17 protein-coding genes are annotated in these 22249 nt (G+C 61.9%); 12 read left to right on the top strand and 5 right to left on the bottom strand.

Going from position 1 to position 22249, the window contains the following annotated elements:
• Positions 1-21 precede the first annotated feature (21 nt).
• Positions 22-942, top strand: coding sequence for a DMT family transporter (locus tag OKC30_RS05395; protein WP_109112215.1), 921 nt, complete (start codon positions 22-24; stop codon positions 940-942).
• 50 nt (positions 943-992) lie between these two features.
• Here the strand turns inward: OKC30_RS05395 and OKC30_RS05400 are convergent, their stop codons facing one another.
• A complete protein-coding gene (locus OKC30_RS05400) occupies positions 993-2609 on the bottom strand; it encodes a peptide ABC transporter substrate-binding protein (protein WP_270666237.1) in 1617 nt (538 codons plus the stop codon).
• A 143-nt stretch (positions 2610-2752) separates the two neighbouring features.
• Between OKC30_RS05400 and OKC30_RS05405 the strand changes: the two genes are divergently transcribed.
• The gene (locus tag OKC30_RS05405) at positions 2753-2995 is read left to right on the top strand and encodes a hypothetical protein (RefSeq protein ID WP_125117245.1); all 243 of its coding nucleotides are present in this window, start codon (positions 2753-2755) and stop codon (positions 2993-2995) included.
• Positions 2983-4017, top strand: coding sequence for a class 1 fructose-bisphosphatase (gene fbp / locus OKC30_RS05410; RefSeq protein ID WP_029314452.1), 1035 nt, complete (start codon positions 2983-2985; stop codon positions 4015-4017). Before OKC30_RS05405 ends, fbp begins: the two co-directional genes overlap by 13 nt.
• A 518-nt stretch (positions 4018-4535) precedes the next feature.
• Here fbp and mfd read toward each other — a convergent pair.
• Positions 4536-8000: a transcription-repair coupling factor gene (gene mfd, locus OKC30_RS05415; RefSeq protein WP_160839167.1), complete on the bottom strand. Its 3465-nt coding sequence runs from the start codon at positions 7998-8000 to the stop codon at positions 4536-4538.
• Positions 8001-8042: 42 nt separating this feature from the next.
• The gene (locus OKC30_RS05420; RefSeq protein ID WP_270666235.1) at positions 8043-8618 is read right to left on the bottom strand and encodes a PilZ domain-containing protein; all 576 of its coding nucleotides are present in this window, start codon (positions 8616-8618) and stop codon (positions 8043-8045) included.
• 76 nt (positions 8619-8694) lie between these two features.
• On the opposite strand from OKC30_RS05420, the gene OKC30_RS05425 reads away from it, so the two are divergent.
• The 3 genes from OKC30_RS05425 to lolE are packed head-to-tail and all read left to right on the top strand — an operon-like array spanning position 8695 to position 11910.
• Positions 8695-9930, top strand: coding sequence for a lipoprotein-releasing ABC transporter permease subunit (locus OKC30_RS05425; RefSeq protein ID WP_010674566.1), 1236 nt, complete (start codon positions 8695-8697; stop codon positions 9928-9930).
• 40 nt (positions 9931-9970) lie between these two features.
• The gene (gene lolD / locus OKC30_RS05430) at positions 9971-10669 is read left to right on the top strand and encodes a lipoprotein-releasing ABC transporter ATP-binding protein LolD (protein ID WP_010674567.1); all 699 of its coding nucleotides are present in this window, start codon (positions 9971-9973) and stop codon (positions 10667-10669) included.
• Positions 10669-11910 (top strand): lipoprotein-releasing ABC transporter permease subunit LolE, encoded by a 1242-nt coding sequence (gene lolE / locus OKC30_RS05435; RefSeq protein WP_270666233.1) that lies wholly within the window; start codon positions 10669-10671, stop codon positions 11908-11910. The genes lolD and lolE overlap by 1 nt, the downstream gene beginning before the upstream one ends.
• A 130-nt stretch (positions 11911-12040) precedes the next feature.
• Here lolE and yfbR read toward each other — a convergent pair whose 3' ends face one another.
• A complete protein-coding gene (yfbR, locus tag OKC30_RS05440) occupies positions 12041-12631 on the bottom strand; it encodes a 5'-deoxynucleotidase (protein WP_010674569.1) in 591 nt (196 codons plus the stop codon).
• 84 nt (positions 12632-12715) lie between these two features.
• On the bottom strand, positions 12716-13150 hold the full coding sequence (locus OKC30_RS05445; protein WP_042016081.1) for a YccF domain-containing protein: 435 nt from the start codon (positions 13148-13150) through the stop codon (positions 12716-12718).
• A gap of 430 nt (positions 13151-13580) precedes the next feature.
• Here OKC30_RS05445 and tig point away from each other — a divergent pair, with 430 nt between their 5' ends.
• The 6 genes from tig to ppiD all read left to right on the top strand — a co-directional run bounded on the left by tig (position 13581) and on the right by ppiD (position 22016).
• A complete protein-coding gene (tig, locus tag OKC30_RS05450; protein ID WP_010674572.1) occupies positions 13581-14891 on the top strand; it encodes a trigger factor in 1311 nt (436 codons plus the stop codon).
• A gap of 86 nt (positions 14892-14977) precedes the next feature.
• The gene (gene clpP, locus OKC30_RS05455; protein ID WP_005324106.1) at positions 14978-15601 is read left to right on the top strand and encodes an ATP-dependent Clp endopeptidase proteolytic subunit ClpP; all 624 of its coding nucleotides are present in this window, start codon (positions 14978-14980) and stop codon (positions 15599-15601) included.
• Positions 15602-15671: 70 nt separating this feature from the next.
• Positions 15672-16946 carry an ATP-dependent protease ATP-binding subunit ClpX gene (gene clpX, locus OKC30_RS05460; protein ID WP_160838304.1) on the top strand — a complete coding sequence of 425 codons (1275 nt, stop codon included), beginning with the start codon at positions 15672-15674 and terminating at the stop codon, positions 16944-16946.
• 139 nt (positions 16947-17085) lie between these two features.
• Complete coding sequence (gene lon, locus OKC30_RS05465) at positions 17086-19440, top strand: endopeptidase La (protein WP_010674574.1); 2355 nt, start codon at positions 17086-17088, stop codon at positions 19438-19440.
• A gap of 240 nt (positions 19441-19680) precedes the next feature.
• Entirely contained in the window at positions 19681-19953 is a 273-nt protein-coding gene (gene hupB / locus OKC30_RS05470) for a nucleoid-associated protein HU-beta (protein ID WP_005315375.1), read from the top strand.
• A 149-nt stretch (positions 19954-20102) separates the two neighbouring features.
• Entirely contained in the window at positions 20103-22016 is a 1914-nt protein-coding gene (ppiD, locus tag OKC30_RS05475) for a peptidylprolyl isomerase (protein WP_270666230.1), read from the top strand.
• The last annotated feature ends 233 nt before the right edge of the window (positions 22017-22249 follow it).

The raw sequence follows: 22249 nt of genomic DNA on the forward strand, positions 1-22249 counted from the left end.
CTTTTTATTCTGGATATCGCAATGCCCCTTGCCTTCCTGTTTCCCTTCTCCTGCATGGCCATCTGGGCCGGCAATGGCATCGTCAGCAAGCTGGCGGTCGGGGTGTTGTCTCCTGCGGCGCTCGCCTGGTCGCGCTGGATGGTGGCGGCCCTGGTGCTGACCCCGTTTCTGGCTCACCGGGCCTGGCGCGAGCGCCGCAAACTGCGGGCCGGTTTCTCGAGGCTGGCGGTGCTGGCCCTGCTCGGGATGGTCTTGAACCAGACCTTTGGCTATTACGCGGCCCAGACCCTGGGGGCTACCGAGATTGGCCTGATGATGGGGCTGACCCCCTTGATGACGGTGCTGCTCAGCATCTGGTTGCTGCGCGAGCGGCCCACCTGGGGGGCGCTGCTGGGAGGCGCCATCTCCATTCTGGGGCTGGCGATTTTGTTGGGGCAGGGGGATCCGGCCCGGCTGCTGACCCAGGGCATCCATATCGGTTCCGTCTACATGCTGCTCTCGGCGGCCACCTATGCGCTCTACAGCGTGCTGCTCAAGCGCTGGGATCTGGGGCTGGACAACTGGTCCATGCTCTACGGTCAGGTGCTGTGCAGCCTCCTGTTCCTCACCCCCTTCTATCTGCTGGTGGACGGGCACTGGCCCGATGGCAGCGCCCTCTGGCTCATCCTCTATGCGGGGATCCCGACCTCGGCCCTCTCGCCCTGGCTCTGGATGCAAGGCATTGCCCTGCTCGGGGCGAGCCGCACCGCCATCTTCATGAACCTGTTGCCGGTGATGACGGCCGCCCTTGCCATCAGCTGGCTCGGGGAGCGGCTCACCAGCTATCACCTCATCGGTGGCGGCATGACCCTGATGGGGGTGCTGCTGGCGCAGTTGCTGGTCAGGCCCGTGACGGTGCGAAGACGCGCCCGGCTCGCGGTGGCGGGCTGTCAGGAAAAGTAGGATAAAAAAAGACCGCCCTCGAGGCGGTCTTTTTGGTTCGGTGCCCAGCGTCACTGCGCCGTCAGATAGAGATCCTTGGCATAGACCAGGTCTTGCGGGTTCTGGTAGGGGTAGCCCTTGACGTTGGGTTTGAGCAGCCGTGATTTCACGTAGAAGTAGACAGGGGCAATGGGGGCCTCCTCGTCGATCAGCACCTCGGCCTGCTGATAGAGGCGGTTGCGCTCGGCCGGATCCTTGGCGTCATGGGCCTTGGCCAGGAGGGCGTCGTACTCCTTGTTGAACCACTTGCCGCTGTTGGCGCTGCTGCTGGAGGTCATGATGTCGAGGAAGGTGGAGGCATCGTTGTAGTCTCCGTTCCAGGAGTAGCGGCTCACCCCGAAGTCACCCTCGTTCAGGGCCGACACCATGGTCTTCCACTCCATGTTGTTGAGCTCCGCCTTGACCCCCAGGTTGTGCTTCCACATGGAGGAGATGGCGAGCGCTATCTTCTTGTGCCCCTCGTTGGTGTTGTAGAGGATGTCCACCGTCAGCGGCTTGTCAGGGCCGTAACCCGCCTCGCCAAGCAGCGCCTTGGCCTGCTTGATGCGCTCTTCCTTGCTCATCAGCTCGCTGGCGGGGCGTTTGAGCTCGAAGCCGTCCACGCTCGGCGGGGTCAGGCTGAAGGCGGAGAGCTGCCCCTGTCCCAGGATCTTCTCCGTGATGGTGTCCCGGTCGATGGCAAGAGAGAGTGCCTTGCGCACCCTGACGTCGTCAAAGGGTTTGCGCTGGGTGTTGAACACGTAGTAGTAGGTGGTGAGCATGGGGGCGCTCACCAGCTCCTCCGGGCTCTGGCGCTTGATCTGCTGATACTGCTCCAGGGGATAGGTGGTGTAGTGCAGCTCGCTCGCACGATAGCGGTTGTAGGCCGCGGTATCGGAGACGATCTCCAGATAGATCACCTTGTTCAGCACGGTGTGCTCGTTGTCCCAGTAGTGGGGGTTGCGCTCGGCGATGAGGCGCTCGTTCGGGGTCCACTCCTTGAGGGCGAAGGCGCCGTTGGAGACGATGTTGGCCGGTTTGACCCACTCATGACCGAACTTCTCGATGGTGGCCTTGGGCGCCGGGAAGGTGGTGTAGTGGGAGAGGGTCTTGAGGAAGAAGGGGACCGGGTTTTTCAGGGTGATCTGCAGGGTGTAGTCATCGAGCGCCTTGATCCCCAGGGCATCCGGGCTCTGCTTGCCCTGCACCACGTCGCTGGCATTGGCGACGCCGGTCAGCTCGATGAACCAGGCGTAGTTGGAGGCGTTCTTGGGGTCCGCCGCCCGCTGCCAGCCATAGACGTAGTCCGCCGCCGTCACCGGCTCGCCGTTGGACCATTTGGCATCGGGTCTGAGCTTGAAGGTGTAGACGGTGCCCGTGGCATCGAGCTCGTAGCCAAGGGCGCCCGCCGCCTGCAGCTTGCCGTTGCCATCCAGGGTATAGAGCCCCTCGAACAGATCGTTGACGACGTCGCTGCCCGCGCTCTCTTCCACCATCTGGGGATCGATGGAGGCAGGCTCGGTGCCGATGTTGCGCACGAACACTTGCTGGGTGGCTGGCAGAAGCTGGGTGCCTTCAGGCACCTGGGCGGCGAGGACGGGGAGGGTGAGCAGAGCGGCAACCGCCCCGGCGATAAGCGACTTTTTCATTGAATATCCTTATGTTTTTTTGCTTCCAAAGCGCAGCCAGTGTGCGGGATTGGGGGGCAGATCTCAAGAGGGGAGCCTCTGGCGCAACATTGCCGGGCGCCAGGGGGAGCAAGGCGGGCCGCCGCGTCGGCCCGGATGCATTCTTGTCACGAATTAACCCCCCAAAAGATGCCGGATGGCACCCTTGTTTCACGGCGAAAGCCCGTGGTGGCGCGGTTTTCTGGCGATTTAAAGAACGGCTTAATTCGCTGCAAAAACAAAAAACAGGCGTTACATTGGGTTACAAAACAACGCTGCCGGGGATCGGCACTTTTTTTGCCGACACTTGCAAACGTTTTCAACGGCCAACGGAAACGATCTTAAAGGAACAAGAATGCGAAACATGATCACCATGGGCGAGTTCATCGTCAAAAAGCAGGCGGACTACCCGACCGCGACCGGCGAGCTGACCTCCTTGCTCAGCTCCATCCGCCTGGCCGCCAAGGTGGTGAACCGGGAGATCAACAAGGCGGGTCTGGCGGACATCATCGGCTCCATCGGCGCCGAAAACGTGCAGGGCGAGGTGCAGCAGAAGCTGGACGTCTATGCCAACGAGCGCTTCAAGGCGGCGCTGGAGGCCCGTGGCGAGGTGTGCGGCATGGCCTCTGAGGAGGAGGAGGACTTCGTCTCCTTCGATTCCGAGCTCTCTCGTCACTCCAAGTACGTGGTGCTGATAGACCCCCTCGACGGCTCCTCCAACATCGACGTCAACGTCTCGGTCGGGACCATCTTCTCCATCTACCGCCGGGTCAGCAAACCGGGCGCCGGGGTCACTCTGGAGGACTTCCTGCAGCCGGGTCACCGTCAGGTCGCGGCGGGCTACGTGGTCTACGGCTCCTCCACCATGCTGGTCTACACCACCGGCTTTGGGGTCAACGGCTTCACCTATGACCCCTCCATCGGCTGCTTCTGCCTCTCCCACGAGAACATCCGCATTCCGGAGGAGGGCAAGATCTACTCCATCAACGAGGGCAACTACATCAAGTTCCCGGACGGGGTGAAGAAGTACCTGAAATACTGCCAGGAGCGTGACGAGGCGACTCACAGGCCCTATACCTCCCGCTACATCGGCTCCCTGGTGTCGGATTTCCACCGCAACCTGCTCAAGGGGGGCATCTACATCTACCCGTCCGGCACCAACTCCCCGAACGGCAAGCTGCGCCTGCTCTATGAGTGCAACCCCATGGCCTTCCTGGTGGAGCAGGCCGGTGGCAAGGCGTCCGATGGCTTTGGCCGCATCATGGACATCCAGCCTACCGCTCTGCACCAGCGCACCCCCTACTTCGTCGGGTCCACCAGGATGGTGGAGCGGGCCGAGGCCTTCATGCGGGAGTTCTCCGCCCACGAGGATCCGGCCAACCAGGGCTAAGCCCGGGCCAGCGTCCCTTCGTCACGGGAGCCGTCAAGGCTCCCGTTTTTATTGGCGTGCAGGCGGATGTAGCCAGGTTGATATGCTGACGGACTGACGGACTGACGGACTGACGGACTGACGGACTGACGGACTGACGGACTGACGGACCGACGCGGCGCCTCGGCGGTCGCGGTGCAATGGCTGGTGGCCCCTGGCCGGGATACCTGGTCTGGATACCTGGGCGGGATAAATACGGCACGGGCCATCTGCGGGGCTATCGAGGCGCGTTGACCCCGTTTTTGCCCACGATCATCCCCACATCCATCTGTTTTTCAGATGGGTTATGACTCAATGCATCGTATCAACAGATGGATTCGGCGGCAAAATGGTGCTGCCAGGAGGGCGAACCGAGGCATCGGGAGGCAAGAAGGCGGGCCGGGGGCGAGATGCCGCCCCTTGCCAGCAACGAAACGGGAGCCCTGGGGCTCCCGTTGTTGTAGGCGGCAGGTCGCGCCCTGCTGACGTCATGCTTTCCCTCAGGGGGTGGCATGGCGGGCGAGATCCGCCAGCAGGCCGTCCACCAGTTTGAGGCGCATGGCCCTGTCCTGGGTCGGTACTTGGAAGCGCAGCCGGGTCGGCCCGTCCATCTTGTAGATGCGCGGCTGCTCCGAGAGCAGCTTGACCAGATAGGCCGGGTTGACCTTGGTTTCCTGGGTAAAGTCCAGATAGCCGCCGCGCTCGCTCATCTCCACCCGGCGAATCCCCAGCGCCGTGGCGCGCTGGCGGAAGGCGGCCAGCTCCATCAGCGTCTTGGTCGGCTCCGGCAAGAGGCCGAAGCGATCGATGAGCTCCACTTTGAGCTCCCGCAGCTCCTGCTCGTCGGCGGCACTGGCGATGCGCTTGTACATGGAGAGGCGCATGTTGACGTCCGGGATGTAGTCGTCCGGGAGCAAGGCGGGCAGGCGCAGCTCCACCTCGGTGTGCTGGCTCATGAGCTGCTCCAGCGACGGCTCCTTGCCATGTTTGAGCGCCTCCACCGCCTGCTCCAGCATCTCCATGTAGAGGGTGAAGCCCACCGATTCGATCTGGCCGCTCTGATCGTCGCCCAGCAGCTCGCCCGCGCCCCGGATCTCCAGATCGTGGGTGGCGAGCGCAAAGCCGGCGCCGAGATCTTCGAGGGACGCGATGGCCTCCAGCCGCTTGGCCGCATCCTTGGTCATCAGCTTGGGATGGGGGGTGAGCAGGTAGGCATAGGCCTGGTGGTGGGAGCGCCCGACCCGGCCCCGCAGCTGGTGCAGCTGGGCCAGGCCAAGGTGATCCGCCCGGTCCATGATGATGGTGTTGGCGCTCGGCACGTCGATGCCGGTCTCGATGATGGTGGTGCACACCAGCAGGTTGAAGCGCTGGTGGTAGAAGTCCGACATCACCCGCTCGAGCTCCCGCTCGCGCATCTGGCCGTGGGCGATGCCGATGCGCGCCTCCGGCACCAGCTCGGCAAGATCGGCGGCGCACTTCTCGATGCTCTCCACGTCGTTGTGCAGGTAGTAGACCTGGCCGCCACGCTTCAACTCCCGCAGTACCGCCTCGCGCACCACCGCCGGCTCGTGCTGGCGCACGAAGGTCTTGATGGCGAGCCGCTTGGCGGGCGGGGTGGCGATGATGGAGAGATCCCGCATGCCGGACATGGCCATGTTGAGGGTGCGGGGAATGGGGGTGGCGGTGAGGGTGAGGATATCCACGTCGGCGCGCAGCGCCTTGATCTTCTCCTTCTGGCGCACCCCGAAGCGGTGCTCCTCGTCGACGATGAGCAGCCCCAGATCCTTGAAGGTGAGCTCGGCGCCGAGCAGCTTGTGGGTGCCGATGATGATGTCCACCTTGCCCTCGGCCATCTCCTTCATCACCGCGCTCTGCTCCTTGGCGGAGCGGAAGCGGCTCAGCACCTCCACCCGCACCGGCCAGTTGGCGAAGCGGTCGCGGAAGTTGTCGTAGTGCTGCTGGGCGAGCAGGGTGGTGGGCACCAGCACCGCCACCTGCTTGCCGCCGTGCACGGCCACAAACGCCGCCCGCATCGCCACTTCGGTCTTGCCAAAGCCCACGTCGCCGCACACCAGCCTGTCCATGCTCTTGGCCTGGCACATGTCGCCGAGCACCGCATTGATGGCGTTGAGCTGATCCTCGGTCTCCTCGAACGGGAAGCTCGCGGCAAACTGGCGGTAGGCCTCCCGGTCGTGTTTGAAGGCAAAACCGTGACGGGCTGCCCGCATGGCATAGACATCCAGCAGCTCGGCCGCCACGTCCCGCACCTTTTCCGCCGCCTTGCGCCGCGCCTTGACCCAGGCCTCGCCGCCGAGCTTGTGGCTGGGCGGGTTGTCGGAGCCGGTGTAGCGGCTGATCAGGTGCAAACTGGTGACCGGCACGAACAGCTTGTCGCCGCCGGCGTATTCCAAGGTCAGAAACTCGGTGGGCAGGCCGCCTGCGTCTATGGTCTCGAGCCCCAGGTAGCGACCGACCCCGTGATCCAGGTGCACCACCGGCTGGCCCTGGGTCAGCTCGCCCAGGTTTCGGATCACCGCATCCGAGCTCAGGTTCTTGTTCTTGTCCCGCTGGCGCTTGCTGCGGATCTTGCCGCCGAGCAGCTCGGCTTCGGTGATGAGGGCAAGGGGCGTCTGGCCGGGCTCTTGCAGCAGGAAGCCCCGCTCCAGGGGGCAGACCAGCAGCCCGTGGCGCTCATCGCTCGAGAGGAAGGCGTCGAGGGAGGCAAACTCCCGGGGTTGCAGGTTGATCCGTGCGAGCAGATCCCCGAGCCCCTCGCGCCGCCCCTCGGACTCCACCGCAAACAGGGTGCGCCCGGCAAAGCCTTGCAGGAAGCCGTCAAGGGCCAGCAGGGGTTGCTCCTTGCTGTGGTCGAGCTGCAGATCCGGCAGGGGGGCGAGGGGCAGATCGTGCTGACCCGCTCCGCCGTCAACGGTCGCCTCCTGCAGACGCACGGCGCCATAGTCCCCGAGGGCGGCGAAGAGCTGCTCCACCGGCAGATAGATCTGCTGGGGCGGCAGCAGGGGACGGGTGTTGTCCCAGCGCCTGTCTTCATAGCGCTGGCCGATGTCGTTCCAGAAGCGCTGGGCCGCGGGGTAGATCTCCCCCACGGTGAGCAGCAGGGTGTTGCCTGGCAGGTAGTCAAACAGGCTGGCGGTCTGGTTGAAGAAGAGCGGCAGGTAGTATTCGATGCCGGCGGGCCAGCGCCCCTTGCTCACCTCCTGATAGACGGAGCCCTCGGCCCGGGAGATCTCGAACTGTTCGCGATACTGGCCACGAAACAGCTCGATGGCCCCCTCGTCGGTGGGAAATTCCCGGGCGGGCAGGAGGCTCACCGACTTCACCGGCTCGCTGGAGCGCTGGGTCTCGGGATCGAACGGGCGGATGGAGTCCACCTCGTCATCGAAAAAATCAATGCGATAGGGGCGGCTGCTCCCCATGGGGAAGAGATCCAGCAGGGAGCCGCGGGCGGCGAATTCGCCGTGCTCCAGCACCTGTTCCACCGCCACGTAGCCCGCCTCCGCCAGACGCCCGCGCAGCTGCTGCAGGTTGAGGCGCTGGCCGCTTGTGACCATCAGGCTGTATTTGTCGAGATAAGCCTGGGGCGCCGTGCGCAGCATCAGGGTGGAGATGGGCACGATGAGCACGCCGTGGCGCATCTGCGGCAACTGGTAGAGGGTCTCGAGGCGCTGGGAGATGATGTCCTGGTGGGGAGAGAAGCTGTCGTAGGGCAGGGTCTCCCAGTCCGGGAACAGCAGCACCGGGCAATCCTGATCCGCCAGCAGGAACCCCAGTTCCTGTTCAAGGCGCAGGGCGCTCGGGGTATCGGCGGTGACCAGCAGGACGGGTCTTCGGGCTTCCCGGGTGAGGCGGGCGGCAACCAGAGCCAGGCTGCTGCCGACCAGCTGGCCGAACGTTGTCTTCTGGCCCGCTTTGGCGGGCAAGGCGGGGAGGGTCATTGGCATCATCGGAGTCTTTTACTGTTGGCGTTCTTTTGACATGGACCTGGGTTAGCGCTGACGTTCCTGGGCACGCAGCTTGAGCTGTTTCGACTGCACATGCAGGCTGGCGCGCACCAGCAGCTCCCGGTCATCCTCGCGGATGCGCACGTAGTCGAGCACCACGTGGGTGCCATGCTCTCCGGCGTCCCGCTGCACGACCTCGCCGTAGCAGTAGACGGCGGAGGCCTCTTCCCGCAGGAAGATCTTGAGCCGCACTATCTGGTGCAGGGCGGGGGCCTCCCCGTGCCCCTGGTGGGGGTGCAGGTAGGTGAGCTGCCCGGCGCCAAAGCGCAGGGTGTGGAAGCGGTGCTCGGGGTGATCCTGGGCCGCCAGCACATAGCCCATGATCATGTCGATCTTGCGGGACTGCTGGTTGATGATCTCCACCAGATCGTGTATGGACTCGTTCTGGCTGCGCAGCAACCGGCTGCTCACCAGATCGATGGAGGTGATGGCGGAGGCGATGCGAAACGGCTCGGGCAACTCGGCCTCCAGGGCCTCCAGCGTCGGCAGACGAAAGTCGGCCGGCATGGGGATCACATTGACCGGCGTGGCATGGGTGACGCTGAAGAACTGTTCCTGCATGGAGGCTATCCCTTGTTGTCATAGACGGTTTCCCTTTATTATCCGGTATCTTATTTCGTTGGCAACGTAGATATCCTTGAAGACCGGACTTTTTCAGCCACTGTCGCTGGCCATCGGCCTGCGTTATGCAGGCTCGCGACGCAGTAACCGCTTCGTCTCCTTTATCTCCCTGTTCTCCACCTTTGGCATCGCCATCGGGGTCGCAGCCCTGATGGTGGTGATCTCGGTGATGAACGGGTTCGAAGGCCAGCTCAAGGGGCGCATCCTCGGTGTGATCCCCCATGTGGTGGTGACCAATCAGGCCGGACGCATCGAGGCCGAGCCCGAAGGTCTGCCCGACCTGGCCCGCTTGCCCCACGTGGTGGCCACGGCCCCCATGCTCGACAGCGAAGGCATGCTGCAAAGCCCGGGTCAGCTCACCGGCGTGAGCGTGCAGGGGATCGATCCCGCCCGCTGGCCCAAGGATGACATCCTGCACGCCCAGATGCTGGGAGGGCGCCTTGACAGCCTGCAGGCCGGTGAATACCACATCGTGCTGGGGCAGGGGGTGGCCAGCCGACTCAAGGTCTCCATCGGCGACCAGGTGCGTCTCATCCTGACCGAAGGTACCCGCTTTACCCCCTTTGGCCGGGTGCCGGCCCAGCGTCTTTTCACCGTCTCCGGCATTTTCGGGGTCGGCGCCGACGTGGACAGCCAGGTGGCCCTGATTGCCCTGGGGGATGCCCAGCGCATGCTGCGCCTGCCCGCAGACAAGGTGGGCGGCATCCGCCTCTGGCTGGACGATCCCTTCGCCGCCGACGAGGTGGTGAAGACCGCGTTGCCGGACGGGCTGGAGTGGCAGGACTGGCGCCGCGAGCGCGGCGAGCTGTTCCAGGCGGTGGCCATGGAAAAACGGATGATGGGGCTGATGCTGGTGCTGATCATCGCGGTCGCCACCTTCAACATCCTCTCCGCCCTGGTGATGGTGGTCACCGACAAGGAAGGGGAGGTGGCCATCCTGCGTACCATGGGCATGAGCGAATCCGGCATCGTCAAGATCTTCATGGTGCTGGGGGCGTCGAGCGGCGTAATCGGCGCCCTGTTCGGGGGGCTGGCGGGGCTGGCGCTCTGCTTTGGCCTCAATCCTCTGCTCAATGCCCTTGGGCTCAACCTCTATATGGCGGCAGGGGGCAGCGGTCTGCCGGTCATCGTCGAGCCGGCCCAGGTCATGACCATTTTGCTGGGCGCCGTGCTGCTCAGCTTCAGTGCCACCCTTTACCCGGCCTCCCGCGCGGCCCGGGTCAAACCGGCGGAGGCGCTGCGTTATGAATAATTCATCTTCTGTTGTTACAGGTGCAAGTGGAGCCCCCGTTATGAATCAATCCGTCTCCTGCGAGCCGCTGCTGCGCTGTCAGGCCCTCAATCATGTCTACAAAGAGGGCAATCTGGAGACCCAGGTACTCAAGGGGATCGAGCTGGACGTCGCCCCCGGGGAGATGCTGGCGGTGGTGGGGAGCTCGGGCTCCGGCAAGACCACCCTGCTGCACCTGATGGGGGCGCTGGACAACCCTTCCAGCGGCGCCGTGCTGTTCAAGGGGCAGGACATCCATGGCTGGGACAGCCGCACCCAGGCGAGGTTTCGCAACCAGGAGCTGGGTTTCGTTTACCAGTTCCACCACCTGCTCTCGGAATTCAGCGCGCTGGAAAATGCGGCCATGCCGCTGCTGATCGCCGGTGAGTCGGTGGCCAGCGCCACCGAGAAGGCGAGCAAGATGCTGGGGCGGGTGGGGCTCTCCCACCGTCTCAACCACAGACCGTCCGAGCTCTCCGGTGGTGAGCGCCAGCGGGTGGCCATCGCCCGTGCCCTGGTCAACGAACCCAGCCTGGTGCTGGCGGACGAGCCCACCGGCAACCTGGATCATGCCAGCGCCACCGCCGTCTATGAGCTCTTGTGCGAGCTCAACCGCGAGCTTGGCACCGCGTTCGTGGTGGTGACCCATGACTTGAGCCTGGCCGCCAAGCTCCACCGCCGGGTCACCCTGGTGAGCGGCATCATGGCGGAGGTCGCCTGATGTTCAAGCCGCTGCCCCTGTTCCTGGGCCTGCGTTACAGCCGCTCCCGCCGCCGCAACGGCTTCATCGCCTTCATTTCGGCCTCCTCCCTCATCGGGATCGCCCTCGGGGTGATGGCCCTCATTCTTGGCCTCTCCGCCATGAACGGGTTCGAGCGGGAGCTCAAGAACCGGGTGCTCTCCGTGGTCCCTCACGGCGAGCTCATCGGCATGGAAGCGCCGCTGCCTGACTGGCCGCGGCTCAGGGACTACCTGCTGGCCCAGCCCGGGGTGGAGGCGGCTGCGCCCGTCATTCGCCTGGACGGCCTGCTGGAGCACGGCTCCGCCCTCAAGGGGGTCCAGCTGCGTGCGGTGCTGCCGGAGCTGGAAGCCAATCTTTCCGATGCGGGCAACTTCATGACGGGTCGGGGCCTTCGCGAGCTGCAGGCGGGTGAACACGGAGTCATCCTCGGCAAGATCATCGCCGACAAGCTGGGGGTCAAGACAGGGGACACCGTCACCCTGCTGCTGCCCCAGGCGGGTGATGCCGCCGGCATCAAGAACCCGAAACGGGAGGCGCTCACCGTGGTAGGGCTGCTCGAGATCGGTGGCCAGCTCGACGGCCTGCTCGGCTTCATGCACCTGGCGGACGCCCAGGCCATCACCGGCATGGGCAGCGCGGTGAAGGGGTTCAGCATCAAGGTGAGCGACGTGCTCAAGGCCCAGTCCATTACGGTGGCGGCGGCCCAGAAATTTCCGCACTACGTCTATATCAGTAGCTGGATGAGCCGTCAGGGTTATCTCTATCAGGACATCCAGATGGTGCGCACCGTGATGTACGTGGTGATGCTGATGGTGGTGGCGGTGGCCTGCTTCAACATCGTCTCCACCCTGGTGATGGCGGTGAATGAGAAGCGCAGCGAGATTGCCATCTTGAAGACCATGGGGGCGAGCCCGGGCCAGATCCGGCTCACTTTCGTCATCCAGGGGATGGTGAACGGGGTGGCGGGAGCCTTGCTAGGCGCCCTGCTGGGCGGCCTGCTCTCCAGCAAGCTGACCCAGATCCTGAGCGCCATCGAAGGAGTGATCGGGCACCGTTTCCTCAATCCGGACATCTACTTCATCGACTTCCTGCCGACCGAGCTGCACATGCAGGACTTGCTCATCGTGACCGGCGCCGCCATCCTGATGAGCCTGGTGGCGACCCTCTATCCCGCCTGGCGGGCGAGCGGCCTGGTGCCGTCCCGGGAGCTGGGGCATTGATACCCATGGATGTGATAACGGGCCCTGCGGGGCCCTTTTTATTGTCACTCTTTTGTGGGGAACCCCCCGAAGTGGCGGTTATCGAGGCAATACGCAGGAGGAGATGATGCCCGGTGCCGTGTTGATGGCATCAATGGGCATTCAACTCATCGAGAGGCAGTGAAAAACTCCCCACGAAGACATCGATGAAGTAGCGCATGGCGGGGTTCATCCTGGCGTCCAGCATCTGCTCGAGGCGCTTTCGCGCGGGCTCGAACTCCCGGTTGCCGACGCTCAGCTCCTCCAGACACTTGGTGTAGGCACAGAGGGTGTCTGCATCCTTCACCAGGCTGGTGAGGGCCTCGTCCTGGGCGCCGGAGTCGAGCAGGGGGCGAAAGTCCTCGACCAGCTCAGGCGGCAACATGCCCAGCAGGCGCTGCTCGGCGGCAAGCTCAATCTTCTTGTATTCACGGGCGATTTCGGGATTGAAGTACTTGACCGGGGTGGGCAGATCCCCAGTCAGCACCTCGCTGCTGTCGTGGTAGAGGGCCATGACGGCGGCCCGGTCTGCATCCACCTGAGCGCCGAACAGGCGATTGCTGATAAGGCCGAGGGCGTGGGCCACCATGGCAACCTGCAAGCTGTGCTCGGCGATGTTTTCGGGCTGGATGTTGCGCATCAGGGGCCAGCGGTAGATGAGGCGCATACGGGCGAGGTTGGCAAAAAAATGGCTGGGCAGCATTAAAGACCTCGAATGGGGCAATGAAAAAGGGCAGACCCTAGTCTGCCCTTTTTTCCACCCGCAAGGATAGTCTGAGATGGGCTGTCAGCGGATGTAGCGGCCCGATTCGGCCTCGTGGTTGGTCACTATCATCTGGCCGATGGGGGCAAGGCTGATGAGGGCCAGCTTGAGGTGCTGGATGCCGAACGGGATGCCGACGATGGTGACGAAACAGGCCAGCGCCGAGGCGATGTGGCCGATGGCCAGCCAGACCCCGATGAGCACAAACCAGAGAATGTTGCCAATCAGCCCCAGGGCACCGGTGCCGATGTCGCTCTGGCCCGTCATGCTCTTGCGGCTCACCGCCTGCTTGCCAAACGGGAAGAAGGTGAAAGTGCCGATGACGAAGCAGGCGCGTCCCCAGGGGATCCCGATGAGGGAGATGAAGCAGAGCAGCCCCGCCAGCCACCAGGCCAGCCCCATGAAGACGCCTCCCAGCACGAACCAGAGCAGATTGAACAAGAAGCGGAAAAAGGACATGTGGGTGACTCCAGCAGCACGTAAATTGGTTGTCACCATAGCGAGCCCTGCCGGGGGACGCAATGGCGCAGGCGAGAAGGTGGACAATTTGGGTCGCAGCACGCCATTTTTGTGCCTGATTGGCGGCGGATGGCGATCAAAATGGCCCGTTCGCCGTGAAAAAGAGTGAGCCAGTGCAAATTATTGCGGATGGAATGCTTGAACTCGGTGCAAGGCTTCCCCATATAGGAGAAAGTCTTGCGCAAATTGTGCTGTCTGTGCCCCGGATGGGGGATGTGCGGCTCGACGCGACCACTGCACGCCGCTATAATGTCGCGTCATATTTTCTCATCACAAAGACAGTCGTTGTCTTTATAAACAGGAAGACTCCGGGCTTGCCCGGGGGCAATAAAGGGTCAGCACGCAGTGCTGAGTTGAACGAGGTAAAAGAATGCAAGTTTCTGTAGAGACAACCCAGGGTCTGGAACGCCGTCTTACCATCACTGTACCGGCCGCTACCGTTGACGCCGCCGTGCGCAAAGAATTGAATGGCCTGGCCAAAACCCGTCGCATCGACGGTTTCCGTCCTGGCAAGGCTCCGGTTGCCATCATCAAGAAGATGTTCGGTGCCATGGCTCACGCCCGCGTTGCCGATGAAATGATGCAGAACAACTTCATCAAGGCCATCATCGAGAACAAACTGAGTCCGGCTGGCGCCCCGACCATGGATCCGAAAGAGATCAAAGAAGGTCAGGATTTCGAGTTCACCGCCACTTTCGAAGTGTATCCGGAGTTCGAAGTTGCCGGTCTGGAGAGCATCAAGGTCGAGAAGCCGGTTGCCACCGTTAAGGACAGCGACCTGGAAAACATGATCGACACCCTGCGCAAGCAGCACGCCACCTGGACTGAAGCCGCTGTGGCTGCCGCCAACGGCATGCGTGTGACCATGGACTTCGTCGGTTCCATCGACGGTGAAGAGTTCGACGGTGGCAAGGCTGAAGGCTTCACCCTGGAACTGGGCGCTGGCCGCATGATCCCGGGCTTCGAAGACGCCATCCTGGGCAAGAAAGCGGGCGACGAGTTCACCATCGAGGTGACTTTCCCGGCTGACTACCACGCCGAAGCCCTGAAGGGCAAGGCTGCCAAGTTTGCCTCCAAGCTGCACAAGGTTGAAGAGCAAGTGCTGCCCGAGCTGACCGAAGAGTTCGTCAAGCGTTTCGGCATCGAGAGCGGCAGCGTTGAAGAGCTGAAGGCTGAAGTGCGCAAGAACATGGAGCGCGAACTGGCCCAGGCCCTGAAAAACAGCGTGAAAGAGCAGGTACTGAACGGCCTGGTTGAAGCCAACCAGATCGATCTGCCGAAGGCTGCTGTTGCCCAGGAAATCGACACCCTGCGTCAGCAGGCTCTGCAGCGCTTCGGTGGCTTCCAGGGCGGCAACGCCCCCGAGCTGCCGGCCGAGCTGTTCCAGGCCCAGGCCGAGCGCCGTGTCCGCGTTGGTCTGCTGCTGGGTGACGTCATCCGCACCAACGAGATCAAGGCTGACGACGCCCGTGTGACCAGCATCATCGAGTCCATGGCCACTGCCTACGAAGATCCGAAAGAAGTGATCGAGTACTATCAGCAGAACGAGCAGATGCTGAACGGCGTGCGCAACCTGGCCATTGAAGATCAAGCCATCGATCTGATCCTGTCCAAGGCGCAAGTCACCGAGAAAGAAGTTGCCTTCGACGAAGTGATCAACAAGTCCGGTGCCGCTGCCTAAGAACATTTGACTTAAGGTCAAAACTGTTAAGTATAATGGCTCGTGTGATCTCCACTCGGGCCATTTTATTTTAGGGACAATGCCTTATGTACAAGAACTATAACGATGTGACTGAATCCCCACGCAATGCGCTCATCCCGATGGTGGTAGAGCAAACCGCGAAAGGGGAGCGTTCCTACGACATCTATTCCCGTCTGCTGAAAGAGCGGGTGATCTTCCTGACCGGTCAGGTCGAGGATCACATGGCGAACCTGGTGGTGGCCCAACTGCTGTTCCTGGAGTCCGAGAACCCGGATCAGGACATCAGCATCTACATCAACTCGCCGGGTGGCGCCGTCACGGCCGGTATGTCCATCTATGACACCATGCAGTTCATCAAGCCGGACGTGAGCACCGTCTGCATGGGGCAGGCCTGCTCCATGGGGGCCTTCCTGCTGGCCGGTGGCGCCAAGGGCAAGCGTTTCTGCCTGCCCAATGCCCGAGTGATGATCCACCAGCCGCTGGGCGGCTTCCAGGGGCAGGCTTCTGACATCCAGATCCATGCCCAGGAGATCCTGAAAATCAAGAATACCCTGAACGATCGTCTGGCGTTCCATACCGGTCAGGACATGGCCACCATCGAGCGCGACACCGACCGTGACAACTTCATGTCCGCCGAACAGGCCGTTGCCTATGGTCTGGTTGACGGCATCCTGAGCCAGCGCGGCTGAGCAGGGTACCCCGTCCTGTTGTAAACTCAACAGGACGATCCATCCTCTATTGATAAAACGAGGTCGCTGAATGACAGAGAAACGCAAGGGTGAGGCCGACAAGCTGCTGTATTGCTCTTTCTGCGGCAAAAGCCAGCATGAAGTGCGCAAGCTGATCGCTGGCCCTTCCGTCTACGTATGTGATGAGTGTGTCGAGCTGTGCAACGACATCATCCGCGAAGAGATCCGCGAGATCTCTCCCAAGCGCGATGGTAGCGAGCTGCCGACCCCTCATGAAATCCGCGCCCATCTGGACGACTACGTGATCGGTCAGGAGTACGCCAAGAAGGTGCTGGCAGTGGCTGTCTACAACCACTACAAGCGTCTTCGCAGCGGCAGCGAGTCCGGTGGCGTGGAGCTGGGCAAATCCAACATCCTGCTGATTGGCCCCACCGGCAGCGGCAAGACTCTGCTGGCCGAGACCCTGGCTCGTCTGCTGGATGTGCCCTTCACCATGGCCGATGCCACCACCCTGACCGAAGCCGGTTACGTGGGCGAGGACGTGGAGAACATCATCCAGAAGTTGCTGCAAAAGTGCGACTACGACGTGGAGAAGGCCCAGCGCGGTATCGTCTACATCGACGAGATCGACAAGATCTCCCGCAAGTCGGACAACCCCTCCATCACCCGCGACGTCTCCGGGGAAGGGGTGCAGCAGGCACTGCTGAAACTGATCGAAGGCACCATCGCCTCCGTGCCGCCCCAGGGCGGTCGCAAGCACCCGCAGCAGGAGTTTTTGCAGGTCGACACCTCCAAGATCCTCTTCATCTGTGGTGGTGCTTTCGCGGGGCTGGACAAGGTGATCGAGCAGCGCTCCGTCAAGGGCACCGGCATCGGTTTTGGCGCCGAGGTGAAATCCAAGAATGCCAAGGCAACCCTGAGCGAGAACTTTGCCAAGGTGGAGCCGGAAGATCTCATCAAGTACGGTCTCATCCCCGAGTTCATCGGCCGTCTGCCGGTGGTCGCGACCCTGACCGAGCTTGACGAGGCTGCCCTCATCCAGATCCTGAAAGAGCCGAAAAACGCGCTGACCAAGCAGTATGCCGCGCTGTTCGCCCTGGAAGAGGTGGAGCTGGAGTTTCGTGACGACGCGCTCAATGCCATTGCCCGCAAGGCCATGGAGCGCAAAACCGGTGCCCGGGGTCTGCGTTCCATTGTCGAGGCCGTACTGCTCGACACCATGTATGACCTGCCCTCCCTGAAAGGGGTCAGCAAGGTGGTGATCGACGAGACGGTGATCAAGGGAGACTCCGCGCCCCTGATGATCTACGACAATCCCGAGACTCAGGCCGCAGCCTCAGAGTAACTGTCTGATTTTTAATCACATAAAGGGGCTTTTTGCCCCTTTCATGCTTTTTACGGCCAAGGCGATTGAATCTCATCTTTGCGCCCCCATATACTCAGCCAAGCCTTTGCCAACGGTATAACAAGCCGAGAGGACATATATGAACCTAGAGCGTTCAGAACGCATCGAGATTCCCGTCCTGCCTCTTCGTGACGTGGTGGTCTATCCCCACATGGTCATTCCACTCTTTGTGGGGCGGGAAAAATCCATTCGCTGTCTGGAAGCGGCCATGGAGCAGGACAAGAAAGTCCTGCTGGTGGCCCAGAAGGATGCGTCGACTGACGAACCGACGGTGGAGGAAATTTTCTCCGTCGGGACAGTGGCCAATATTCTGCAGATGCTCAAGCTGCCGGACGGCACCGTCAAGGTGCTGGTGGAGGGGGGCCAGCGTGCCCGCCTTGAGCGGATGATCGACGATCGCGACTTCTTTGTCGGGGAGGCCCAGTACATCGCGTCCGCCCCCATCGAGGAGAAGGATCAGGACGTGCTGGTGCGCTCTGCCATCGGCCAGTTCGAAGGTTACATCAAGCTCAACAAGAAGATCCCGCCCGAGGTACTCACCTCGATTTCGGCGATTGACGATGCGGCGCGCCTGGCCGATACCATGGCTGCCCACATGCCGCTCAAGCTCGAAGACAAGCAGAAGGTGCTGGAAATCGCCTCCGTGTCCGAGCGCATCGAGTTTCTGATGGCCATGATGGAGTCGGAGATCGACCTGTTGCAGGTCGAGAAACGCATCCGCTCTCGGGTCAAGAAGCAGATGGAGAAGAGCCAGCGGGAGTATTACCTCAACGAGCAGATGAAGGCCATCCAGAAAGAGCTGGGTGAGCTGGAAGACAGCCCGGATGAATTCGAAGCCCTCAATCGCAAGATTGAAGAGGCCGGGATGCCGGAGGATGCCCGCGAGAAGGCCCAGGCCGAGCTCGCCAAGCTCAAGATGATGTCCCCCATGTCGGCGGAAGCCACCGTGGTGCGCAGCTATGTGGACTGGATGGTGCAGGTGCCCTGGAAGGCCCGCTCCAAGGTCAAGAAAGACCTAGGCAAGGCCCAGGAGGTGCTGGATGCGGATCACTATGGCCTGGACAAGGTCAAGGATCGCATCCTCGAATACCTGGCAGTGCAGGCGCGTGTGAACAAGCTTAAGGGCCCCATCCTCTGCCTGGTCGGGCCTCCCGGGGTGGGCAAGACTTCCCTGGGCCAGTCCATCGCCAAGGCCACCGGCCGCAAGTATGTGCGCATGGCCCTGGGTGGGGTGCGTGACGAGGCGGAGATCCGTGGTCACCGCCGTACCTACATCGGCTCCATGCCCGGCAAGCTCATCCAGAAGATGGCGAAAGTCGGCGTGAAGAACCCGCTGTTCCTGCTCGACGAAATCGACAAGATGAGCTCGGACATGCGTGGCGATCCCGCTTCCGCCCTGCTGGAGGTGCTGGATCCCGAGCAGAACAGCAGCTTCAACGATCACTATCTGGAAGTGGATTATGACCTGTCGGACGTGATGTTCGTGGCCACCTCCAACTCCATGAACATACCGGGTCCGCTGCTGGACCGGATGGAAGTGATCCGTCTGTCCGGTTACACCGAGGACGAGAAGCTCAACATTGCCAAGCAGCACCTGGTGGCCAAGCAGATCCAGCGCAACGGCCTGAAGCCTTCCGAGATCACCATCGAGGATTCGGCGCTGATCGGGGTGATTCGCTACTACACCCGCGAGGCGGGTGTGCGCAGCCTGGAGCGTGAAATCTCCAAAATCTGTCGCAAGGCAGTCAAACGCATCCTGCTGGACAAGAGCATCAAGCATGTTCAGGTCAACCAGGAGAACCTCAAGGAGTTCCTGGGGGTACAGCGCTTTGACTATGGCAAGGCCACCGACCAGAACCAGATTGGTCAGGTGTGCGGGCTGGCTTGGACCGAAGTGGGGGGCGATCTGCTCACCATCGAGACCACCAACATGCCGGGCAAGGGCAAGCTCACTTACACCGGTTCCCTCGGTGACGTGATGCAGGAGTCCATCCAGGCGGCCATGACAGTGGTGCGAGCCCGTGCCGAGAAGCTGCGTATCAACGGCGACTTCTACGAGAAGCGCGACATCCACGTGCACGTGCCGGAAGGGGCGACCCCGAAAGACGGCCCGAGCGCCGGTATCGCCATGTGTACCGCCCTGGTCTCCAGCCTCACCGGCAACCCGGTGCGTGCCGACGTGGCCATGACGGGTGAAATCACCCTGCGTGGCGAGGTGTTGCCCATCGGTGGTCTCAAGGAGAAACTGCTGGCGGCCCACCGTGGTGGCATCAAGCGTGTGCTGATCCCGAAAGAGAACGAACGTGACCTCGAGGAGATCCCGGCCAACGTCAAACAAGATCTTGAAATCTATCCGGTTCGCTGGATTGATGAGGTGCTTGCACTGGCGTTGCAGGACAATCCGCAAGGTTTCGAACGCGTTTCTGTCGTGTAAATGTTGATGCGCCGCAAATTTGGCGCATTCGGGGGGTGGTTAAGGCTTGCATGCACCGGACAACGGAAGTAGCCTTGACCACCGATCGGGTACTCATGATGAGTCGCAATGCGTGATGTGGCGCGGGTTTGCGCCAGATTGTCACTTGCAACTGATCAGGAGGCTTGTTATAAAACCTCCACTTGTTGTGGCCAGGGAAATCAGCGCCGCAGCGATGTTCGATAAAAGGGGAATATAAGAGTGAATAAATCTCAACTGATTGACAAGATTGCAGACGGTGCTGATATCTCCAAAGCTGCCGCTGGTCGTGCGCTGGATGCCTTCATCGATGCCGTGGGCGAAGCCCTGAAAGAGGGTGACCAGGTTGCTCTGGTTGGTTTCGGTACTTTCGCCGTTCGCGAGCGTGCAGCCCGTTCCGGCCGCAACCCGCAAACTGGTGCGACCATCGAAATCGCTGCCGGTAAAGTTCCTGCCTTCAAAGCCGGCAAGGCCCTGAAAGACGCGGTCAACTAAGCCGGTCGCTGATATCTATCGGCACCGTCCTTGGTCTCTGACCAGACAAGTGAGAGGGCTTTCCCTCATACTGCTTGACCAAGGCGCATCGCAATCGGTGCGCCTTTTCATTATTTACGCCCATCGAGTTCGGGAGCATAAGTACAAACATGATGTTGGATAAACTACGCGAAGGGGCGCAGGGCAAGGTAGCCAAGGTTATCTTGGGCCTGATCATCCTCTCCTTTGCCTTGGCCGGCGTAGGCAGCTACCTCAATGGCCCGGCACGTACCGCCCCCGCCACCGTCAACGGCAATGACATCAGTGCCCCCGCACTGGAGAATGCCTACCGCAATGAGCGGGCCCGCATGGAATCCCAAATGGGTGAGGCCTTCAACCAGCTGGCCGCCAATCCCGATTACATGAAACAGTTCCGCCGTGGCGTGCTGGACCGTCTGATCGATCAGGCGCTGATCGATGACAAGGCTCGCTCCCTGGGTCTGCGCGTCAGCGATGAGCAAATCAAGCAGGCCATCGTCGCCATGCCCGAGTTTGCCGAGAACGGCAAGTTCAGCAATGACCGCTACCTGCAGCTCATTCGCCGTGCCGGCATGACCCCCGAGATGTTCCGCGACTCCCTGCGCCAGGACATGGTGCGCCAGCAATTGATGGGCGCCGTGCTGGGATCGGAGTTCGCCCTCAAGGGTGAAGCCGAGCAACTGGATCGTCTCTACAACCAGACCCGTGACCTGCGCCTGATCCGTCTGGCCGCTTCCGCCTATGTGGACGGGATCGAGGTGAGCGATGCCGAGGTGGAGCAGTTCTACAAGGCCAACAGTGCTCGCTTCATGAACGACGAGACGGTCAAGGTCGACTATCTGCTGCTCGATGCCGCGAACCTTGGCAAGAACATCAAGATCACCGAGCAGGATGCCCAGGATTACTACGACCAGCATCAGGATCTGTTCCAGCGTCCCGAGCGCCGTCAGGTGGCGCACATCCTGATCCCGTTTGGCAAGGATGAAAAGGCCGCCGAGCAGAAAGCCGAGGCCGTGCTGGCCAAGGCCAAGGCGGGTGACGATTTCGCCGCGCTGGCCAAGGCCGACTCCTCCGATACCTTCTCCGCGAAGAAGGGCGGGGAGCTCGACTGGTTCGAGAAAGGGGTGATGGATCCTGCCTTCGAGAAAGCCGCGTTCGCGCTGGCCAAGGCTGGCGATCTCTCCGCCGTGGTGAAGAGCCCGTTCGGCTTCCACATCATCAAGCTGCTGGCCGTCGAGCCTGCCAAGACCAAGCCCTTCGTGGACGTGATGAGCGATACCATCGCCCGTCTGCAGTCTGAGAAGGCCAAGGAGCAGTTCTTCGCCGAACAGCAGAAGATGGCCGACAGCAGCTTCGAGAACCCGGACTCCCTGGACTTGACCGCCGAAGCCATGGGCCTCCAGGTGCAGTCCACCGGCTATTTCAGCCAGGCCGATGCGCCGGCACCGCTCAATGATCCCAAGGTGCTCTCCGTGGCGTTCTCCGAACAGCTGCGTGATGACAACACCAACTCCGACGTGATCGAGCTGGCCGACGGCAAGGCGCTGGTGCTGCACATCATGGGTCACCAGCCGAAGGCGGCCAAGCCGCTTGCCGAGGTGAAAGAGCAGGTGATCACCGCCATCAAGCACGACAAGGCCAGTGAAGTGGCCCGTGGCAAGGCCCAGGGTCTGCTGGACAAGCTCAAGGCCGGTGAGAACGTTCAGGCCGACCTGACCGCGCTGGGTCTGAAAGTGGATACCCATACCAGCGTATCCCGTTTCGCCCAGGAGATGGACCAGAACCTGGTGACCCAGGTGTTCCGCATGCCCCATCCGACCGATGGCAAGCCGAGCGTCGAGCTGGTGACCGAAGCCAACGGTGATCGTGTGGTGGTGGCGCTGGACAAGGTCAACGTCATCAAGGAGCCGTCCCAGATGGTGAGCCTGCTGCAAGGTCAGCTGGGTCAGGGCAAGGCACAGGCCGACTACAAGTCGCTGATCGACGAGCTGCGCAAGGCGGCCAAGATCGAATACTTCACCGACGTGGAAGCCACTGTCGAGTAGGTCAGCCTCACGGCCCCAAGTGTGAAAACGGCTCCATAATGGAGCCGTTTTTTTATCTGTACGCGGTACAAGGGGGGGCGGCTACCTGCTCTGGCAGGGATGAGCTAAGTCGTGCATCGTCCTGGTTTGCATCCCGCTCGGCGTTGCCAGCAGGCATAATACCAATCGGATTAAACATTAGGTCAGTTTTATCCAATCTCGGCTACAAAGTGACATCACCCGCTCCACATCGG

The sequence above is a fragment of the Aeromonas sp. QDB18 genome, assembly GCF_027705325.1.
Taxonomy (GTDB): Bacteria; Pseudomonadota; Gammaproteobacteria; order Enterobacterales; family Aeromonadaceae; genus Aeromonas; species Aeromonas caviae.